The organism is Solibacillus sp. FSL W7-1472, assembly GCF_037969775.1.
GTDB classification, from domain to species: Bacteria; Bacillota; Bacilli; order Bacillales_A; family Planococcaceae; genus Solibacillus; species Solibacillus silvestris.
This window is the reverse complement of record NZ_CP150208.1, coordinates 1122826-1144385: the sequence shown is the minus strand read 5'-3', so window position 1 is coordinate 1144385 and position 21560 is coordinate 1122826. Positions and strand designations below refer to the sequence as shown.

The following is a 21560-nucleotide window of genomic DNA, read 5'->3' as shown; positions in this document are numbered from 1 at the left end:
ATTATCGCGACCTTCTCAAATGATTTTTAATACGTATTTCAAAAATTTTCAAATTAAAGGGACGGACAAAGTAAGCATCAGCTCCATTTTCAAAACTATAAAGCTGTGCTTCCTCGGAATTACGTGATGAAATAAATAAAATTAAATATTTTTGTTCATTAGGCAAACCGCGCAAATAATGCAAAACCTCAAAGCCATTTTTTCTAGGTAAAATATCATTCAGCACGATAATATGATGATGCTCACTTCGGTACCAGTCGGATTCTATAAATTCAAGTCCGTCATTAAACACCCGGACCTCCAAATCTTGTTCAGCTGTTTCCAGATTGTGAAACAGATTCGAAAAAATAGATTGTGTAATATGATCATTTTCGATGATGCTGACTTTCATCTTGATTCGCTCTTTTTCCATAAACTGCGGAATCACCACTATTTGTGAATCTGAAAAATCAAGGCTCATCAACTCTTCCTCGCCAACTTCCAGTATTTCTTCAAGCGGATGCAAAGAATTCGCAATTTCTGCAATAACGGCAACAAGCGGCATTTTGAAAGTTGACATAGCAGTTTGAAGCCGACCTAGAAATGATTTGGATTCCATTGCTTTACTGATCGATAGAACAAGAATGATGTATTGTTTTGACTGATGCGAAAAAGCAAAATCCGACTTACGTAAATTTTCTTTTACCAACTGATAGAATTCTTCATAGCTTACAGACATTTCATCTGAATATTTCACGAAAACAAACGTAAAATGAATCCCCTTTTTTCGGATATAAGTTAACTGCAAATCATAAAGATGCTTCAAATTTTGAAGATTCTCTACGCTATTACTAAACTGATTCTCCGTTTCTTTCATTTTTATTTCACCCCTGTTCATACATATGCCTCAACCCACTGTAATCCACTTCAATCGCTCGGAAAACAGTGGGTCTTTGCTTTAGCTCAATGTATCTCTGAAAATTTTTCCTGTAAAATATAATACGATTGCTTTAAACGTTCCTTATACTCGGGTATTGTCCAGCCTTCCCAAGTATAGGTTTTTAGGTCGGATTTTTTGTCCGGTATACGGTTTTTCACGGTATTATTTTCGACGAGCAATGCACCGACTTCAATTCCTTCTATTATTTCCTTTGTCATTTCTTCATTTTCATATAAATCCGACCAAACTTCCAGACGGCTCGGATCCGTAAAATTCAGCAATAGCCAAGGAATACGAATTTCGACAATCCCCTCCGCTTTGTTGATTTCATAATCGGCTAGTGAATCATAATCCGGGCTTTCCGGGTTACCGTTTCCTTTTCGCAGCTTCCCGGTCTCGTATTTTTCGAATGGATAGGTTTTATCGAGAATCGGAATCGTGAGCTGTTTATTTATTGCATACTCAATAGGGTTAAATTGCCCGCTGTTTTTTTCGGTCATCCCTTCAAACGGGACGAGCTTCAATCGGTCGCCGTACAGTTTCTGGAACACATCATAGTAGGCATCGACTTCAATTCTGCTATTTTCCTCATCTTTAATCGTCAGTACAAAATCAGCTTTGTTCAATAACGGGTAGTCCTTATATGTTGAATTCCCCTGCCCTTTCACTGTATTGAAATAAATTAACGGAAAATCGGCATTTGAGAATTCCGTATTTTCCATATCCATCCGTATATACAAATAGCGTTCGTCGGAATCCATATACATGGCCATCTGTTTCGTTTTATACATCGGCTTTTTCCCTGACCAGTCCGAAATATCCCCATCCACTTTTATTTTCAATGTATCAAAGCTGAGCAGTCCGAACTGCTGTTCATTTGTTTGTGCATTTGACCAAAATGGCCGTTGATCCGGATTATCGAGATCCATCGTATTCCATGTCCGCTTAAACCATTCATCCTGCCATGAGAACACTAAACCGCCAAGCATGCCTTCTTGCAGAATATCTTCATAGAGACTGACTAAATATTCCCCTTGCTGGCGCTCGGTCACAAAGCCCTGATTCCAGCCGAACGGATTTTTATGAGTCAATCCACGGGAAGCCGGTATTCCGAATTCGGAGATTAATATCGGCAGACGGTGCGCTTTTTTCAAATCATTTAAATAGGCTGCATAGCTATTCGGTTCACCGCGATGGTCCTTATATTGTAAATACTCAGGCGTAAAGTTCAAAAAATCCGGATAATACGGATAGACATGGTAGTTTGCAAATTGACCAACATGCTGCAGCTCGTTTTTCTCATAAATGACATTCGGATTTACGGTCGCCATATCTTCCTCTTCACTCGGTTCGTACGGGTGGTCCAATAAATCGGTCGTTACCCAGTTCGTAAAGCTGAACGGCCGCATCCATTTGTATTCGTCCATTTCGTACTGGGCGGCATATTCCATCTGCTCTGCTAGCCAGATTTCAAATGGAGCAGCATCTTTTGTCGAAAAGTACTTGCCGTCATATTGTGCCTTGCCTTTATTATTAACTGAATTAACTGCATCCGGATACCACTCGATGCCCATCATCCAGCCAATAACATATGGAGCGACATTGGCAGTATAATTCCCAAAAGCATGTCCCGGCTGATGTTCAATTTCTGCATTGCCGTGTAATATATCGATAATATCTTTTATTTCCTTTTGAAACTTTTCTGTCGGTTCACCATATACATCCAATTGCTCAATTACCGGCTCTTCTTCCAGCCAAACCCCATGGAACAAGTAAATCGGCTGTTCATGCGACTCATTGTACTCCAGCAACGCTTCATAAAATGCCGGCGGGTGGATTGTATAAACACGGATTGCATTCGCGTGCATATCACCAATTGATTTGAGCCATCTTGTATAATCTTTTTTTGTAATTCCTGCTTCACCCGGGAAAAGACCGGGCTTAGCCATCCCGATATTTACCCCTTTTATGGTCATTTCCTGCCATTTACCGTTTTGCATCACTTCATATCGATCGCTTAACACCCGGGCATTATAGGCAATATTCTGCTCATAGACCGGTTCAACGGATGTTGTAACTATTTGCTTCGATGTTGAAGAATCCTCATCTGCATCATCACTTTCCGAAACGGATTTATCATTGATGAAATATATCCCTAACGGAACTGTAATCATCAGCAGCAATCCTAGTACGAGTAATATTTTTTTCATCAGCGCCACCTATCATCATTTATAATTAAAAAGGGAAAGAATTACTTTATTGTTTCTCTTCCCCTTAAACACGGTCCAAAAACGGAAAAGAATTGAAAAGAAAAACACTCATAACCTATTTCAGATATGAGTGTCATCTTCAATCTATTAGTTATTAATATATTTCTCGAAAACATCGCCGAAATCTTTTTTAACAAACGCTTTCTTTTGCTCCAACAGCCAGCTATGTGAAAATGCTGTGATTTCCTTAAATGCATCAGCTGGTGAAACACCTTCATTACCCGCGCGGCCGATTGCAGAGGCAGCTAAATTCAAGCTTTGTTTTGCCGCATCCATGCTGAATGTATTCGCCTTCTGTTCAAGGGAAATCGCATGAAGCGCTTTGTATAGATCTTTAATTTCCGTTAAGTGTTTTTTATGAATATCAATACTTAACGGCATATTTCCGATCACAAATTTAATTTCCACATCCAAATCAATTGTTCCGGCCGTTTCCAGCAGCACTTCTTCAATCGCAAAATGTTCGTAGTCATAGCGGCGCAGCATACGTTTTTTACTGATCGCATTTGCCCCGTCTACATGGATTAATGCATAGTTGGTGAAGCAATACTCATCCGCTTTTGTTTTGATCAGAAAATAGATTTGTTCATCCACTTCATTAAAAATAAAATCATCTGCATCTGTTTTGTCAAAGTCCTGTCTTGAAATCACTACCCCGATATCTGATAACCCTAATGCATCTGATGCTAATTTTTTGAACATTGTATTGCCTCCTTTAATTGAATAGTTATTATACGTTTCCATTCAATTAAAGGTTTCATTACATTGAAATCCCTAGTCAGACATTTGTTTGAATGGCTGCAGGCTGATGCTTTAATTGAGATTGTTTCTTTCTATATAGTTCCACTTTCGGCAGTGGTTTAACCGGGAGTAACGTCTGTTTATCCTGCTGTAAAATACCGTTTGCTGTAATTCGAGCCGATTCCAGAATAATCGGCAAGCCACTGCCCGGATGTGTACCACCACCGACTAACCAGCAATGATCGAGCTCTTCAAATTTATTGCGCGGGCGGAATACAAGCATTTGCGATAATTGGTGCCCTAAATTGAACGTTGCCCCTTTATATACATGAATATCTCGTTCCCAGTCGGCTGGTGTAATCATTCGCTCCTCTTCGATATATTCCCACATATCCTTAACACCCAGTTTATCGGCTACCATATTTAAAATCATATCCCGGAAAGGACCTGCCTTTTCCGACCAGTCGATACCGCTCATATTATTCGGCACCGGAACTAAAATGTATAATGTCGACTTTCCTTTTGGTGCAACCGTTTCATCCGTAACGACGGCATTTTGAATGTAAATCGAAGGATCCTCAGACATCAATTTCGTTTTTGTAATTTCCTCTACATTTTTCCGGTAATCTTTTGCAAACCAGATTGTATGGTGCGGTAAATCAAATCGTTTATTGACACCTAAATACAGCATGAACGTTGAACAGGAGTATTGTTTTTTCTCGAGCTTTTCCGGAGTATATTTTTTCAATAGACCGGGTTCCACAAGATTCGTCATCGCATGTGCGAAGTCTCCGTTAATGATTACTTCATCTGCCTCAATTTCCTGACCATCTTCCAGCAGTAGACCCGTTACTTTTTTGCCTGTTGTTCTTAACTTCTTCACACCGTTATTTAATAAAATTTTCCCGCCTGATTCCAGGACAACTTTCGCCATCGCTTCTGTCAGCTTATTGATACCACCTTTAATGTGGTAAACGCCGTAAGCGTGTTCAATATATGAAAGAATTGAAAATGCGCCGGGACTTTCCCATGGAGACATCCCCAGATATTTTGCCTGGAATGTAAAAGCAAGCTGTAATTCCTCTTCGTTATAAAACTTTGAAAGCGTATCAACAAGAGAATTCCCTACTTCCAATTCTTTGAAAGCTTTCATCACTTTCGGATTGAACAGGTCTGTCAGCTTGTTCATCGGTGCCTGCAATACAGGAGCAAGCACTTCAAGTTTCTTTTGCGTCTGTTCCATATAACGCTCATAACTTCCCTCATTTCCAGGGAACAGCTCATCGATTTGACGAATCATCTCATCTGCATCACGCGTCATATTAATCTTTTTATTATGGTAGATTAATTGATACATCGGATTTAAATCGATCAAATCCACATAGTCTTGAATATCGCGACCTGTTAACTCAAAAATTTCCTCTGCAATGTACAACATATTTAAAAATGTTGGTCCCATATCAAATTTATAATCACCAAGCTTAATCTCGCTTGTTCGCCCACCTACATAAGCCTGCTTTTCATATACCGTCACTTCATAGCCTTTATGCGCCAATAACATGGCAACCGCTAATCCACCAGGTCCTGCCCCTACCACTGCAATTTTTTTCATCTATAGTTCCTCCCTGTTTCGATTCGAAATTGTACAACGATTTCCTCGTACAGAATAATTTGTATAATGTTTAGTAATATTCTTTATTCATTTCACGATTAATATTAATAAAATTCCATATTGTAGCTGTTTACAATAAAAATTTGTCCAGAAACACTGTTCCAAGTTATACAAACATTATACATATTTATTTTTCGTTATACAAGGGAGAAATACACTTAATTTGAGATAGTTTGTACATAACGGATTTCCGATGTACAAAACAAAAAGCCTTAATTTCTCTTTGTGTGAGAAATTAAGGCTCTTCGCTTTGTTTAGGCCTGTTATTTTAAATCATTCACTATTCAAATTCATACGAAATTGCAGATAACGCATACAACGGTGCCGTCTCTGCCCGTAAAATACGAGGCCCCAGTGACATTGTCTGTGCACCGGCTTCAAGGAATACTGCCGATTCATTACGGGAAATGCCACCTTCAGGACCGAAAATACATAAAATGCGCAACGTTTTTTCCTTATTTAACGATTGCAGTTTTTGTTTGAATGTCGTACGGTTTGCCAACTTCGCATCCTCTTCATCAGCAATATAGACAGCATCATAGTTTGAGAATGTTTGTACAAGCTGCTTAAAACTGATTGGCTGTACAACATCCGGGACATATGTACGATGCGATTGCTCCGCTGCTTCCTGAGAGATTTTTTGAAGACGTTCCTGATTTTTCTTTGCTTTTTTATCATCCCATTTTACAATCGAACGTTCCGCAGCAAACGGAATTAACGCGTGCATACCAAGTTCTGTCGCTTTTTGCGCAATCAGTTCCAGTTTATCGCCTTTTGGCAAGCCGCAAGCAATATCGACTTGTACCGGCATTTCCGGCGAAGGGATTGTCGTACCTGTTTTTTTCACACGTACATCCTGGTCCAGCTCGATAATTTCACAAACATACGCTACATTGTCATGTACAACAATGATTTCTTCTCCTACCGCCATACGCATTACTTTTGAAATATGGCGCGCGTTTTCCCCAGAAATCATAAAGTGGTCCATATCATTTTCCACAGTATCTACAAAATACCTTTGCATTGTCTTCACTCCTAGTTGATAACGTAAAAATCGAACATTTTGCACATTAGCAAAATGTTCGATTTTCGATTAAACGATTTAATTAAGGACGACGTGAAATAATCGCTACCCAATCTTCCATCATTAATACTTCTTCAATGACAAATCCGGCTTTTTCAAGAGCTGCTTTGACATCATCTTTCTTCGCTCCAATAATGCCCGATGTCACGTAGATGCCGCCTGGTTTTACAATTGAAAATGCATCGTCCGTAAATGACATAATGATTTCTGCTAAAATATTCGCTACGACAATATCAGCCGGTTCTTTTACTGTGTCCAATAAATTGCCGTGGAATACTTCTACAATATCACTCATTTTATTCAATTCAACGTTTTCACGTGCTGCATTAACTGCTACTTCATCTAAGTCCAGTGCATGAACGCTTTTCGCGCCAAGCATGGCAGCACCAATTGACAGTACGCCAGATCCTGTACCAACATCGACTACTGTGTGGTCATGTTGTACAACTTTTTCAAGTGCCTGTAAACACATGACCGTTGTAGGGTGTGTTCCTGTTCCGAACGCCATTCCCGGATCCAGCTCAATGATCAGCTTATCCGTTGATACGGGTTTGTAGTCTTCCCAAGTCGGCACAATTGTAAAGCGTTCCGAAATTTTTACCGGATGGTAGTATTGCTTCCACGCCGTTGACCAATCTTCTTCATCAACTTCACATAAAGTTAATACATTTTCACCAATATTAATATCAAAGTTTACAAGGTTTGCGATTGCAAGCTTAATTTCTTCGATTGTTTCCGCTAAAAAACTTGAAGCCGATAAGTATGCTTTTACAATGACACCTGTTTTCGGAAAATCTTCTGGATTCAGTGCGTAAATTTCACCAAATTTATCGATTCTCTCTTTGTCTAATTCCTTTGAATCTTCAATTACTACACCGCTTGCACCAGCTTCGTGTAAAATGTTCGTCACTGCATCAACAGCTTCATGCGTTGTTAAAATCGAAAGTTCTGTCCATTTCACTTGCAATACACTCCTTAGTCGCCTTTAATTTTTTTCTTGATTTTGTCGAACAGCGAGCTTCCGTGTTCTTCCGGAATGTCTCCACTAATTTCTGCGAATTCACGTAACAATTGTTTTTGTTTTTCCGTTAATTTCGTCGGTGTGACAACATTTACGATAACATACTGGTTCCCCATACCATAGCCGTGTACATTTTTTACACCTTTATCTTTCAGGCGGAATTGTGCACCCGATTGTGTACCTGCAGGGATTTTCAGCTTCACTTTACCGTGAATTGTCGGTACTTCGATTTCATCACCTAATGCAGCTTGCGGGATTGTTAGTTTTAATTCATATAAAATATCATCGCCGTCACGTTCGAAATACTCATGCTTGCGAACATTGAAAATAATGTATAAATCGCCGGCCGGACCATTGTTGTATCCTGCTTCACCTTGACCTGCTACGCGTAATTGTTGACCATCATCAACACCTGCAGGGATTGTGATTTTGATTTTTTTCTTTTTCGTAATCGTACCAGTACCGCGACATGGTGTACATTTTTCCACAATGATTTTACCTTGACCACGACATGATGGACAAGAACGTTTGTTTACCATACGGCCAAACGGTGTGTCGACCGCTTGGTTAATTTGGCCCGCACCATTACATTGTGTACATGTCTGTGGCTGCGTACCTGGTTTTGCACCGGAGCCGTGACATGTATCACATGTTTCTTCTTTTGGAATTTCAATTTCTGTTTCTTTTCCGAATACTGCTTCTTCAAAAGAAATGTTCATACGGAACTGAAGATCGTCGCCTTTACGCGGGGCGTTCGGATCTTGGCGTCGGCCGCCTCCGAAGAACGAACTGAAAATGTCTTCGAATCCGCCGAAGCCAGCGCCGCCTCCGAAGCCGCCGCCACCAAAGCCTGCATTTGGATCTTCATGGCCGAACTGGTCATAGCGTGCGCGTTTTTGGTCGTCTGACAGCACTTCATACGCTTCTGCGACTTCTTTGAACTTTTCGTCTGCACCCTCTTCTTTGTTTAAATCCGGGTGATACTGTTTTGATAATTTACGATACGCTTTTTTTATTTCATCTTTGCTTGCACCTTTGCTCAGGCCAAGTACTTCATAGTAATCGCGCTTACTCATTGTTCACTCTCCGCTCTTTTTACATAACGTCTATTTTAACATGTTGAAAAAATGATGTATAGCTTTTGCTTTGCATAATGAATGCAATTAATATTCCGTTGTAATCACATAGCCCGTTGTGCTGCGTTGCGGGGCACGCTTTCCTGGGGGCGTGGCTCCAAAGCTTTGAATAAAGCTTTGCGACGAGTAACCGCAGGAGCAACCTGATTTTCCGCGCACGCTAATCCCCTAGGAGTCGGCCCCTCCACTTCGCACAACTACCGGTTAGTATTAAAGTACTAACATTAAAGTTAGTAAATAAATTTCCTCATAGCTAATTATAAAGAAAATTAGTTAGGAGACGAAATTTCTATTTTAGCAGAAGTGCTTGGAATGGAGGGGAGGCGACTCCTGCGGGAACAGCACGATGTCTGAGACTACAGGCTCAGGCCGTGCCCGCGGAAAGCGTCCGACCCGGAATGGAAAGCACTGGACTTTATAAGTAGCTTACGGTATTTATTAACATTACTGTACAAACTTAAAAGCCAAAGCCGCAAGCGGTCTTTGGCTTTTATGTGAAAATCAGAAAGAATTATTTATTGTCTTTGTCGTCTTTAACTTCTTCAAAGTCAGCGTCTACGATACCGTCGTCTTTTTGACCAGCGTCTGCTGCGCCTTCAAAGCCTTCAGCGCCGCCTTGTGCTGCTTGCGCTGCTGCCGCTGCTTGCTCGTATACTTTCATTACTAATGGTTGTAGTACGCCTTCTAATTTTTCTTTAGAAGCTTTAATGCCTTCAAGCTCGCCTTTTTCTAAAGCTGCTTTTAACTCGTCGCGTGCATCTTCAACAGATTTCTTTTCATCTTCTGTAATTTGCTCACCTAAGTCTGTGATTGTTTTATCCACTTGGAATACTAATTGGTCTGCTTCGTTGCGAAGATCTGCTTCTTCTTTACGTTTCGCATCAGCTTCAGCGTTTGCTTCAGCATCTTTCACCATACGCTCGATTTCTTCTTCTGATAAACCGGAATCAGATTGGATCACGATTGTTTGTTCTTTTTGTGTACCTAAGTCTTTCGCTTTAACTGATACGATACCGTTCGCATCAATATCGAATGTTACTTCGATTTGTGGAATTCCACGTGGTGCTGGTGGAATATCAGATAATTGGAAGCGACCAAGTGTTTTGTTGTCTGCAGCCATTGAACGTTCACCTTGTAATACGTGAATGTCTACTGCTGGTTGGTTGTCTGCAGCTGTTGAGAACACTTGTGATTTAGATGTAGGGATTGTTGTGTTACGATCGATCAGTTTCGTCATAACGCCGCCCATTGTTTCGATACCTAATGATAATGGTGTTACGTCTAATAATAATACGCCTTGAACGTCACCAGCTAATACGCCACCTTGTACAGCAGCACCCATTGCTACTACTTCATCTGGGTTTACGCCTTTGTGTGGCTCATGACCAGTAGCTTTTTTGATTGCTTCCACTACTGCAGGAATACGAGTAGAACCACCAACTAAGATTACTTTATCTAATTCAGAAGCAGAAAGACCTGCATCTGATAATGCTTGACGTGTAGGAACGATTGTACGTTCTACCAAGTCTTTTGTTAAATCATCGAATTTTGCACGTGATAATGACATTTCTAAGTGAAGCGGGCCATCAGCACCTGCTGTGATGAATGGTAATGAAATTTGAGTAGAAGTTACACCTGATAAGTCTTTTTTTGCTTTTTCAGCTGCATCTTTTAAACGTTGCATTGCCATTTTGTCTTTTGATAAGTCTACTGAGTTTTCTTTTTTGAACTCTTCTACTAAATAAGCAATGATTTTGTCGTCGAAGTCGTCACCACCAAGTTTGTTGTCACCTGCTGTTGCCAATACTTCGAATACGCCGTCTGCTAATTCAAGGATTGATACGTCGAATGTACCGCCACCTAAGTCGAATACTAAGATTTTTTGATCAACATCTTGCTGATCTAAACCGTAAGCTAAAGCAGCTGCTGTTGGTTCGTTAATGATACGCTCTACTTCTAAACCAGCGATTTTACCAGCGTCTTTAGTTGCTTGACGTTGAGCATCGTTGAAGTAAGCAGGAACTGTAATAACAGCTTTTGTTACTTTTTCGCCTAAGTAGTCTTCAGCATAGCCTTTTAAGTATTGTAAAATCATTGCAGATACTTCTTGTGGTGTGTACTCTGTATCATCCACTTTTACTTTATCATTCGTACCCATTTTTGATTTGATTGAAATAATTGTGTTCGGGTTTGTTACAGCTTGGCGTTTTGCTACTTCACCAACTTGTTTTTCTCCATTTTTGAATGCTACTACAGATGGAGATGTACGGTTACCTTCTGGGTTTGGAATTACTTTTGGTTCTCCGCCTTCTAATACAGATACACAAGAGTTTGTTGTTCCTAAGTCAATACCGATAATTTTACTCATAATTTAATTTCCTCCTAATAGTAAAAAACAAAATGTGTTTGATATAAACATCAAATTTATTAAATATATAAATAGCACCGAAAAGCACTAAATTACTCGTTTACTGATACCATTGACGGACGCAGTACACGGTCCTTTAACTGATACCCTTTTTGCAGTTCGCGTAAAATGATGCCTGTTTCCTTTTCACTGTCCTGCTCTTGCATTACAGCTTGGTGGAAGTTCGGATCAAAGCTTTCGCCCTCTGCCGGAATGATCGAAAGACCTTCTTTTTCGGTTGCAGCAAGTAACTGGTCATATACCATTTGTACACCTTTGTACAATGATGCCGCTTCTTCTGTCGTCACTTCTATTTGCAGTGCACGGTCTAAATTGTCCAGCACTGGTAAAAGTTCTGTCAGCAGGCTTTGTGCACGGTATTTCTCCGCTGCTTCACGATCTAAACGCGTGCGACGCGCCAAGTTATCGTAGTCTGCACGCAAACGCAGATAACGTGCATCCTCTTCAGCAAGTTTTGCTTCCAGTTCAGCGATTTTCTGATCTTTTTCATCTACTGTGATTTCTTCTGTTTCAGTAGTTTCAGCTGTTTCCACTACTTCTTCCGTAGTTTCTTCTTGCTGCAATTCTTCATTGTTTTTTGTTTCTGACACTTCTTTTCCTCCTCGAGTATCAATCATTTATGAATTCAGTGGTAATGTATTACGCTAAGACCGCTGAATCAACGGCATTACTGCTTTTTATCGAAAAACGCTCTGGACAGACTGTTTGTCATAACATCCAATAATGTAACAACACGTCGGTAATCCATGCGCGTCGGACCGATAATTGCGATCGCCCCCTGCTGTTCTTCCCCGACAAGGAAGGAAGCGGTGATGACACTGCAGTTTTCCATTGCTAAATGATTGTTTTCTGAACCTATTCGGATTTGAATACCATGTTTCTGTTCATTGAATAAAGTTTGAACTTGGCTTTCCTTGTCGATCAGATCCATCAGCATTCGCATTTTCTCTAAATCATGGAACTCCGGCTGATTCAACATGTTGGACTTACCACCGTAATAAACTTTATTTTCGTGATGGTTTGAAGTAATGGATAACAAGGACCGGACAATCGAATCGGATGCATGAATATGAGACTTCAATACCGATATTGCCTCAGTCTGAAGCTTTACCGGCAGCTCATATAACGGTACACCGACTAGGCGGTCATTCAAAATATTAACCATCTTTTCAATATCATGCGGGTTAAAACCCGGTGGTAACGTTAATGTGCGATTTTCTACATGACCGTTATCTGTGATGATAATAGCCACCGCTGTCTGTTCTGTTAACGGTACAATCTGGAATTTCTTGACACGATGTTTTTGAACATCCGGACCGAGTAAAATCGTCGTGTATGTCGTTAACTCCGATAATATATTTGCGGATTCTTTTATAATTTGTTCTGCTTCAACAATCTGCTTTTTAAAGAGCGACTGGATTTGCGCTACTTCGCCACTCGAAATGATTTGAGGCTGAAGTAAATGGTCGACATAAAAGCGATACCCTTTTTCAGAAGGTACCCTGCCTGAAGAAGTATGCGTTTTTTCTAAAAACCCTAACTCCTCCAAATCTGCCATTTCATTACGTATTGTAGCAGCACTATACGTAATTCCTTCTTTTTTGGATAGTTGACGCGAACCAACAGGCTGTGCTGACATCACAAATTCGTCTATGATTACTTGCAATAGTTGTAACTGCCGATTTGTTAACATCTTTCTCACCTCTGTTAGCACTCGATTAAGAGGAGTGCTAATATATTTATAAATTAGCAAATCTCTAAATTGATGTCAATGAATTCGTCCGTTTTTTTTAACATTTTTCAAGTATCGGCTGTAAAAAGATTATTCCCCTACTAAAAACCGCTGAAATACTTCATTGCCGATAAAACGGCCTTTTCTAGTTAAACGGATCCCTTCAGAGTCCAGTTCAATCAGCTGCTCTTGCTGTAACTGGTCGATTATCTCCTTATATATAGAAAGCATCGGCTGACCGAATTTCGTTTCAAATTCTTCATGCGTCACACCAGCAGATTTTCTTAATCCTAAAAACATCTGCTCTTCCAGCTTCTCATCAGCTGTCACTTCATGCTCATGCAATAAAGGGCGCTCCCCTGCCATCACCGTTTCAATATATTTTTTGATCGGTGCAACATTCGAATAACGTATTCCTTCTAAATAACCGTGAGCACCAGCACCAAATCCTGCGTATTCGTCATTATCCCAATAGATTTTATTATGTGTTGACTCATAGCCTTCATTCGCAAAATTACTGATTTCATATTGCTTTAATCCATGCGCTTCCATCGTATCCATCAAAACACTATACATGTCCGTTTCCAGATCTTCTGTCGGCAAGTGCAGCTTTCCTTTAGCATACTGGATATAAAAGATCGTTTTAGGCTCTACAATCAGCGAGTACGCCGAATAATGCGGCAGCTTCAGTGCCAATGCCTTTTCAAGCGTTTCCTGCCATTGTTCCATCGTCTGGCCAGGCAGACCATACATTAAATCAATGCTTATATTTTCAAATCCAACATTTTTTGCGTTTTGGATTGTTTCATATACATGTTCATTTGAATGGGTACGTCCGATTTTCTCAAGCAGCGACTGGTCGAATGATTGGACACCCATACTTAATCGGTTGACGCCTCCATTATAAAGTGCCTGTAATTTATCGATTGTCAGCTCATCCGGATTGGCTTCACTACTAAATTCTTTTACGGATGACATCTGAATATGTTTCGTAATCAGTCCCAATAATTTTTCAATTTGCTCTGCGGATAATGCCGTCGGGGTACCGCCGCCAAGGAAAATCGTTTCGATATTCGTGAACGCTTCCGGCATTTGCGCTACCGTCATTTCCATTTCCCGTCCAAGCGCTTCAATATATTCATCAACTGGCTGATTTTTAAAAAATACTTTATTAAAATCGCAGTAGTTACAAATTTGATGACAAAAAGGAATGTGAATATATACACCTCTAGCCATTTAAAATCACTTCCTTATTCTAGTTGTTCTCCTTTATTGTAGCCTTTCTCCACTAAAATACAAATACGGACCCTCGGAAAAAGAACAACAAAAAAAGCTTTGTTAAATGAAGATTCATTCAACAAAGCTGGATTAATCTATTAAATAGAAAATACAGGCTCTTCCTTATTCATTAGCATAACCAAATCAATAGCCGTCATTTCAGGCAGCTTTGCGCAAAATTGCTGCGCTTCTTCAGCAGTGTCAAATTGGAAGGCATCCAATTCTTTTGTTATTTCATATTGGTCATTAAATAGTTGGATCATATAAAGTCGAACTGTTGGATGGCATCGCTTTGTTGCATCGAAGTTTTCACCTGCAATGACAATACCTGTATCCGCTGACGTTTTGCTTACGATCGTTTCGATAATATGTAGCTCATCCTGGACAAACCACTTTGGTGCAATTAGTTGAATTTGACTGTTCATAAAAAATACATCCCCTTAATTAATATATTTATCTAATGACAAATCTAATTGATCACAGCAATTATTAAATATTTGCCACGTTGAACATAACACTCTGTCCTTTTGCAAACATTTAGAATAATGAAGTCTGCAATGAAATGAAACGGTACGACCTAAGTATTTTCTACTAACTATTCTCTCTATATAATTTCATATTAATAAATAAAACACATATTTTTATACCACTATTCTACTACAGTCAATAATTTATTAAAAGATAGATTCTTAAAAATATTCTTAATATTAAATTAATGACTATAGGCGTATTGCATTATGGGATAAATTTACATATCATTCATTAATATGACTTCTTGATTAAAGATACCAGTTTTCATGATAAATTTCATCAGTTTTCAGAAAATAATTACAAATTTTATCGTATTTTTATCTTTTCCTGTAAATTACTTATAAATATTACAGTAATATAACAAAAATTAAAATGCTTTCGACAAAACTCGTCAAAAGCATTTTTGATTAAATGTGAAATCGTTTTACTGCATGTGTTAAGGACCGCATATTTTTTGCGATGCTTTGGATCTCTTCATAAATTTCGGTCGTTGATTTTTTCTGCATGTCAATCTGTTCCTGAATGAGGTGCATTGACACAAGATTTTCCTCGGAGCGGTTGCTTAATTCAATAGAACTATGCGCCACATCATGGGTATGGTCGGAAATTTTATTCATAATAGTAGAAACGTGCTCCATTTGCGGACTGATTTGTTGTACTTGCATTGTAATTTCTCTGAACTTGGCAGCGCTGAGTTGCGTTGTAGTGACGCCCGTATCAACACTGCGCATCGCATTTTCCATATTGGTCGTCGCTTCCAACGTTCCTTGCTGAATTTTTGTAACAATAGTTGCAATGGATTTTGTAAACTCCTGCGATTGTTCCGCCAATTTACGTACTTCCTGAGCTACTACAGCGAAACCTCGACCATGTTCCCCTGCTCTTGCTGCTTCGATCGAGGCATTCAGTGCAAGCAAATTCGTCTGATCGGCAATTGAGTGGATCATCGTGACCGCCCGTGAAACATGCTGTGTCTGCTCATTCAGCTCGATAATCGTATTACTCGCTGTTTGCATCGCCTGTTCCACATCCTGCATTTGTACTATATTTTGCCCGACGATTGCTTCCCCGTCCACTGCCTGTGCAATTGTTTCTTTTATATAGTGATCCACATGGTGCATACGCTCGGTTATTTCATCAATTCCGGCTGCTACTTGCTGTACAGATGCCGCATTATTCGATAATCGGGCTGTGGCATATTGCAGTGAACCTCTCATGTCATCCGAGCTTGCCGCAATCCGGACTGCCCCTGTCGTAATTTGCTCTGCATTTGTTTGAAGTTCGTTATTCGCTTCTGTCGCCGATTCTGTATTTTTCCGCACTGTTTTTAGGAGTTCCTTCATGTCCGCGATCATTAAGTTATAATATTTTGTTGTTTCCCCAAGCTCATCACGCGCCGAGTATGTCGCGTATTTCGTTAAATCCCCGTGCTGCACAAGTTTGAATAGCTGCTTTAGCTCCCGTGTCGGCTTATTAATCGAGCGAATCGCCTGAATGCCGAAAAACAGGATAAGCAGCATTAATATGATCGAAATCGATAATAGGAGACTGTAGCCGAATTTTATATCATTTTCATGATTGGTTAATTGTGCGGATGCCCGCTCGATTATGTATGCATCTATCTCTTCAAATAGTGCGGCTGATGGATCGCTTGCCAGCTGCTTCATATAAAATTCCATTTTGGAATCGAATGCGGCTGTTTTTAAGTGTTCTGTGGATTGCACCGGGATTTCATTCGTTTTGAGATACTGTTGTTCGATGTCCTGCATCATATGTAAGGTCATGAGCTTTTCTTCATATAAAGCCTGTGCTTCTCTTTCCATTTTCCTCAAGTAATCCATACTAAATACGGTTAAAATGATATTCGAGCAAATACAAATGATCATTAATACGGCAAGCCGGTCTTTAAATTTAATCGCATTCCGAAAGCGCACGTTACACTACCTCCTTTATCTAAGTATTTTGATTCAGTATAAAGGGACTATGTAAACGGATATATGTAAATATGTAAAATTGTTGTAAAAGTGTGAGGGTTTTCGTTTCTGTTACCTTAGAAGACTTAATGTAATTGATTGAAATAATGACAATGAGTGTCGGATAATCTGTTATGTAAATTATAATTGCTGCCGTCATAACGGACAAGTTAGCAATTGAGCCGAAATTTGAACCAATTAGTATCCCCGCAATATTTCGTTTTATCTAGCAATGTCTAGTTCTTTTTTTAATTAAGAAAGGCTGGTGGCTGGAGATGTTCTAATATATTAAGAAATCTTCCAATATATTTTTAATTGTTCTAATAAAATGCGGATTTTCTAATATAGCCCCCTGTTGTTCTAATAAGTGTTCGGAATGTTCAAATATCATCTTCTGATTTGCTAATATCACGGTGACTTTTTCTAATAAACCACTATAATGTTCTAATAAAAACCCATGCCAACTCATTCCCTATCGCACCTAAATTCAAAAATAGCTCTAAAGATGCTTTATTCAAATTTTCTTGTTCGTTTTTCTAATAACGCACCAATTTTTTCTAATAAACTATTATTATTGTCCAATAAACCACTCCATTGTTCCAATAAACCACTCCATTGTTCCAATAAAATGCCCAAATCTATAATTGCCCCCAAAACAAAAAAACTATACAAGCCGGAAACTCCAGCCTGTATAGCCCTAAAAACTATTTACATAAATTCCTTAGTCAACTGATCAAATTGTACTTCTGATAAGCTAATATCGATATCTGTTAACGGCAGCTCTGAGTAGCCTTTGATTTTTTCCTGATACGAAGTTGTTTCAGTATCCTGATAAATAATGCCTGTTACAAGACCTTCATGGCGCATTACTGTTTGCATGGCCATTTCGCGGTTAGAAGAATCATAGCCTTCGATGTCAGCAAGCTTCGTTAAGTTCTCTTTGAACCAGTCGTATGTGTTTACTTTATTGTACGTTACACATGGTGAGAATACGTTAATAAATGAAAAGCCTTTATGGTTTAAACCGGCTTCGATCATTGCTGTCAGTTCTTTAATATCCGTTGAGAAGCCTTGTGCCACAAATGTCGCACCTGCTGTTAACGCAACTTCCAATGGTTTTAATGATGGCTCAATTGCTCCGCCTGGTGTTGATTTCGTAATGAAACCAGCAGCAGAACGTGGAGATGTTTGCCCTTTTGTTAATCCGTAAATTTGGTTGTCCATTACTACATACGTAATGTCGATGTTACGGCGGATTGCGTGGATTGTATGACCCATACCGATTGCGAAGCCGTCACCGTCACCGCCAGAAGCGATAACTTTCAGGTCTTTGTTCGCCATTTTAAGGCCTTGTGCGATCGGCAATGCACGACCGTGAATGCCGTGGAAACCGTATGAGTTAATATAGCCAGAAATACGACCTGAACAGCCGATTCCTGAAATAACTGCTAATTCGCTTGGTTCATAGCCTACATTTGCTGCTGCACGCTGAATCGCCGCTTGTACGGAGAAGTCACCACAACCTGGACACCAGTTAGGTTTTACGGAATTTCGGAAATCTTTAAATGTTGCCATGATTAAATTTCCTCCTTCACTAAGTTTGTTAATTCACGTGGTAAGAATGGTGTACCATCGTATTTTAGAATCGATTTTGTCTTCGCGTGACCACCGATATTCATTTTCATCACATTTGCAAGCTGACCTGTCGCATTGTTTTCCACGACAATCACTTTTTTCGCTTTATCCATTAATGCACTCATCTCTTCTGCAGGGAACGGATGGATCAGCTTAATATGTGCGTGGTTTACTTTTACGCCTTCAGAATTCAGCTTTTCCTGTACTTCTTCCAATGCACCGCGCGTTGAGTTGAAACCTACAAGTAATACGTCCGCATCTTCATGAGGCGCATTCACATATACCGGATTTTCAAAGCGGACATGCTGTAATTTACGCATACGCTTATCCATTTGCGTGCGACGGTTGCCCGTAGCTTCAGATGGCTTACCTGTTTCATCATGCTCTACACCTGTTACATGGTGAATACCGCCTTTTGTACCTGGCAGGACACGTGGAGAAACGCCATCTTCTGTATTTTCATAACGCTTGAAGTAATCTTTCGTTTCTTCGTCTTCCACCGCTTCGACAATTTTACCGCGGCGAATTTCAATTTTGCTGTAGTCAAATGGATCAACCGACTGCTTACCTAATGCTAACTGCAAGTCTGTCATCACGATTACCGGTATTTGCAATTCTTCGGCAATGTTAAATGCCTGAATTGTATCGTAAAACGCTTCTTCCATTGTGGAAGGCGCAATGACTACTTTCGGGATTTCACCATGTGTACCGTAAAGCATCGCCATTAAATCCGATTGCTCCTGTTTTGTCGGTAAACCTGTTGATGGACCACCACGCTGTGTATCAAAAATTACAAGCGGCTGTTCCGTCATACCTGAAAGACCAATTGCTTCCATCATCAATGAAAGACCAGGACCAGCTGATGCCGTGAATGCACGCACACCACCGTAGTTTGCACCGATTGCCATTGTTGCTGCAGCAATCTCATCTTCTGTTTGAATAACCGCTCCACCTACTAATGGAAGCTTCTTAATCATGTATTCCATAATTTCAGATGCCGGTGTAATCGGGTAAGCCGCCATGAAACGAGAGCCTGCTGCCAATGCACCTAATGCCGCTGCATCGTTACCGATCATGAACATACGGCGTTTTCCGTCAGCAGGTGCAATTTCCCATGTACCTACACGATCACCGATCTGCTCTGAAATCGCCTGACGTCCGCGTTCGATCGCTTCAATGTTTTTCGCAACGACTTCTTCACCTTTACGTCCGAAAATTTCATTAACAACACTTTGGAAAACCAATTCATCCAAGTTTAAAAGTGCTGCCGTTGCACCAATCGCAACCATGTTTTTCATAAGAGACGTACCAAGCTCAGCCGCAATTTCCGTAAATGGCACCGCGTATAATGGCGCGACACAGTCTTCCGGATTTTTCGGATCAAATTTCGCATCCGCTAAAATGATACTTGATGGTGTTAATTCTTTATAGTTCACGTCGATCGTTTCCTGGTCAAACGCCACTAGTATATCTAAGTCGTCCGCAATTGCGCGTACTTCTGTCGGACGAACCGTAATTTTATTATTCGTATGGCCACCTTTAATACGAGAAGAGAAATGACGGTAACCGTATAGGAAATACCCTAGACGATTCATTGCCATTGAGAAGATTTCACCTGTACTCTCAATCCCTTCACCTTGCTGCCCACCGACTTTCCATGAAAGCTGATGTAACATATCAACATCTCCTTAAAGTTTCTGTATTTATAAATAAAGCGTATAAGATGCTTTATCGAGCAGCTGCCGATTGCACAGCCTTGTAGAAATCAATTACGCTAATGCGTAATTGCATCCGAATTCGGTTTTGTGCTAGCACGCTAGCTCAAAAAACTCCTTTCCGAATTCGTGATATCCGCCGGTGCTTAACTTCTTTCAGTGAATTAGCATTTCACTTAAAAAGTAAACACTTGCTTTTATCCTGCCTCTTGTAAATATAAGAAGACTTCTACTGAAAGAAGTTATTTTTCCTACATTAGTTTAACATGAAGTGTTAGTCTCTACTATTGCAAATGTCATATCGAGTCAAAAAATCAGACCTTTGACGGAAAGTTCTGTACACAATTTGTTTTGATGTAAATTTAGATTTCTATTCCCTAAAATTTATATGGGAAATCTTTTATTGGAGGACGATTGATTATGTAAAAGGGTTGCGTTCAGGAAAAAATGAGATTAGGATTTTAATTTAAGAAGGGAGAGTTTCATTTCTCATCAAAAATGGAAGTGACGAATATCCGTTCATGATTGACGATTATCTACTGCAAAGTGACGAATAAGCAACAGAAACTGACGATTAAATAATTGGTTTTGACGATTATCGTGATAAAAGTGACGATTAAAATTCCCATCCTTATAAAGGGGCGAATTAAAAAATCCCTGTTGACGATAAAACGTCAAAAGTGACGAATAACTAGCCTAAATTGACGATTAAAACTCCCGCCAATTTAAATTCCTTCTATTTAAATATATCCCGCAAACCAAAAAACACCCGCTTAGCAAATTGGATGCTAAGCGGGTGTATGGCTCTTCATGAATTAACGACTTCTTTTTTCAACGAGTAGTTTTAATGCCGTACGATCTTCTCCTGCAATGATGATGTCCGCGAAAGCCGGAGCACAAATTAAATCTGTGCCGCTTGGGGCTACAAACCCTCGAGCGATTGCTACTGCTTTAATTGCCTGGTTTAACGCACCTGCACCTACCGCCTGCATTTCAGCAAACCCTTGCTCTCGTATAACCGCAACGAGTGCTCCTGCAACAGAATTAGGATTAGAACGAGATGATACTTTTAATGAATCCACAGCTATTTCCTCCTCATCTAGTACTGCTTTATCTTTTTTTTAGGCAATTTTTATTGCCTGTACGTCATTGTATGCGCTTCAATGACCAATTAGAATCCGTTTTTCGTAACTAGTGCAAGAAATTAATCAGATTATTCAGCATAACGATACCCGTTGTAATAATTAAACTGATTCGGTGTTTTGTAGTTGTTCAAGACGACACCTAATATCTTAGTATGTGAAGCCGACAACAGCATTTGCGCTTTTTTCGCGGCACGTTTGTCGGTTACCCCTGTATTCAAAACCATAATCGCCCCGTTGCATTTATTTGCCAGGGTTAATAATAACTTTAGGTGGAATAGGA

At 39.8% G+C, this 21560-nt stretch carries 18 protein-coding genes; all 18 read right to left on the bottom strand.

What is annotated here, in order from left to right; all coding sequences use genetic code 11:
- Position 1 precedes the first annotated feature (1 nt).
- The 18 genes from MKY07_RS05450 to MKY07_RS05365 all read right to left on the bottom strand — a co-directional run bounded on the left by MKY07_RS05450 (position 2) and on the right by MKY07_RS05365 (position 21504).
- Complete coding sequence (locus tag MKY07_RS05450; RefSeq protein ID WP_339264028.1) at positions 2-856, bottom strand: response regulator; 855 nt, start codon at positions 854-856, stop codon at positions 2-4.
- A gap of 86 nt (positions 857-942) precedes the next feature.
- Positions 943-3129, bottom strand: a complete 2187-nt coding sequence (locus MKY07_RS05445) for a hypothetical protein (RefSeq protein WP_339264027.1) — start codon at positions 3127-3129, stop codon at positions 943-945.
- A gap of 147 nt (positions 3130-3276) precedes the next feature.
- Complete coding sequence (locus tag MKY07_RS05440; protein ID WP_014824432.1) at positions 3277-3891, bottom strand: PH domain-containing protein; 615 nt, start codon at positions 3889-3891, stop codon at positions 3277-3279.
- 76 nt (positions 3892-3967) lie between these two features.
- Positions 3968-5542, bottom strand: a complete 1575-nt coding sequence (gene crtI / locus MKY07_RS05435) for a phytoene desaturase family protein (RefSeq protein WP_339264026.1) — start codon at positions 5540-5542, stop codon at positions 3968-3970.
- 340 nt (positions 5543-5882) lie between these two features.
- Positions 5883-6626 carry a 16S rRNA (uracil(1498)-N(3))-methyltransferase gene (locus MKY07_RS05430; RefSeq protein ID WP_339264025.1) on the bottom strand — a complete coding sequence of 248 codons (744 nt, stop codon included), beginning with the start codon at positions 6624-6626 and terminating at the stop codon, positions 5883-5885.
- A gap of 82 nt (positions 6627-6708) precedes the next feature.
- Positions 6709-7647, bottom strand: a complete 939-nt coding sequence (gene prmA, locus MKY07_RS05425; protein ID WP_339264024.1) for a 50S ribosomal protein L11 methyltransferase — start codon at positions 7645-7647, stop codon at positions 6709-6711.
- A gap of 14 nt (positions 7648-7661) precedes the next feature.
- Positions 7662-8783: a molecular chaperone DnaJ gene (dnaJ, locus tag MKY07_RS05420; protein WP_339264023.1), complete on the bottom strand. Its 1122-nt coding sequence runs from the start codon at positions 8781-8783 to the stop codon at positions 7662-7664.
- A gap of 571 nt (positions 8784-9354) precedes the next feature.
- On the bottom strand, positions 9355-11211 hold the full coding sequence (dnaK, locus tag MKY07_RS05415; RefSeq protein WP_065217043.1) for a molecular chaperone DnaK: 1857 nt from the start codon (positions 11209-11211) through the stop codon (positions 9355-9357).
- Between the two features lie 92 nt (positions 11212-11303).
- Positions 11304-11861 carry a nucleotide exchange factor GrpE gene (gene grpE, locus MKY07_RS05410; RefSeq protein ID WP_065217044.1) on the bottom strand — a complete coding sequence of 186 codons (558 nt, stop codon included), beginning with the start codon at positions 11859-11861 and terminating at the stop codon, positions 11304-11306.
- Positions 11862-11938: 77 nt separating this feature from the next.
- Positions 11939-12964: a heat-inducible transcriptional repressor HrcA gene (gene hrcA / locus MKY07_RS05405; RefSeq protein ID WP_008403160.1), complete on the bottom strand. Its 1026-nt coding sequence runs from the start codon at positions 12962-12964 to the stop codon at positions 11939-11941.
- 129 nt (positions 12965-13093) lie between these two features.
- Entirely contained in the window at positions 13094-14239 is a 1146-nt protein-coding gene (hemW, locus tag MKY07_RS05400; RefSeq protein WP_339264022.1) for a radical SAM family heme chaperone HemW, read from the bottom strand.
- Positions 14240-14379: 140 nt separating this feature from the next.
- Entirely contained in the window at positions 14380-14706 is a 327-nt protein-coding gene (locus MKY07_RS05395; protein ID WP_008403162.1) for a hypothetical protein, read from the bottom strand.
- Between the two features lie 513 nt (positions 14707-15219).
- Positions 15220-16746 carry a methyl-accepting chemotaxis protein gene (locus tag MKY07_RS05390; protein WP_339264021.1) on the bottom strand — a complete coding sequence of 509 codons (1527 nt, stop codon included), beginning with the start codon at positions 16744-16746 and terminating at the stop codon, positions 15220-15222.
- Between the two features lie 549 nt (positions 16747-17295).
- Complete coding sequence (locus MKY07_RS05385; RefSeq protein WP_339264020.1) at positions 17296-17457, bottom strand: hypothetical protein; 162 nt, start codon at positions 17455-17457, stop codon at positions 17296-17298.
- A gap of 36 nt (positions 17458-17493) precedes the next feature.
- Complete coding sequence (locus MKY07_RS05380; RefSeq protein WP_339264019.1) at positions 17494-18360, bottom strand: 2-oxoacid:ferredoxin oxidoreductase subunit beta; 867 nt, start codon at positions 18358-18360, stop codon at positions 17494-17496.
- A 2-nt stretch (positions 18361-18362) separates the two neighbouring features.
- Positions 18363-20096 (bottom strand): 2-oxoacid:acceptor oxidoreductase subunit alpha, encoded by a 1734-nt coding sequence (locus tag MKY07_RS05375; protein ID WP_339264018.1) that lies wholly within the window; start codon positions 20094-20096, stop codon positions 18363-18365.
- 854 nt (positions 20097-20950) lie between these two features.
- Complete coding sequence (locus tag MKY07_RS05370) at positions 20951-21217, bottom strand: stage V sporulation protein S (protein ID WP_008403166.1); 267 nt, start codon at positions 21215-21217, stop codon at positions 20951-20953.
- A gap of 131 nt (positions 21218-21348) precedes the next feature.
- Positions 21349-21504, bottom strand: a complete 156-nt coding sequence (locus tag MKY07_RS05365) for a hypothetical protein (RefSeq protein WP_014824441.1) — start codon at positions 21502-21504, stop codon at positions 21349-21351.
- Between the last annotated feature and the right edge of the window lie 56 nt (positions 21505-21560).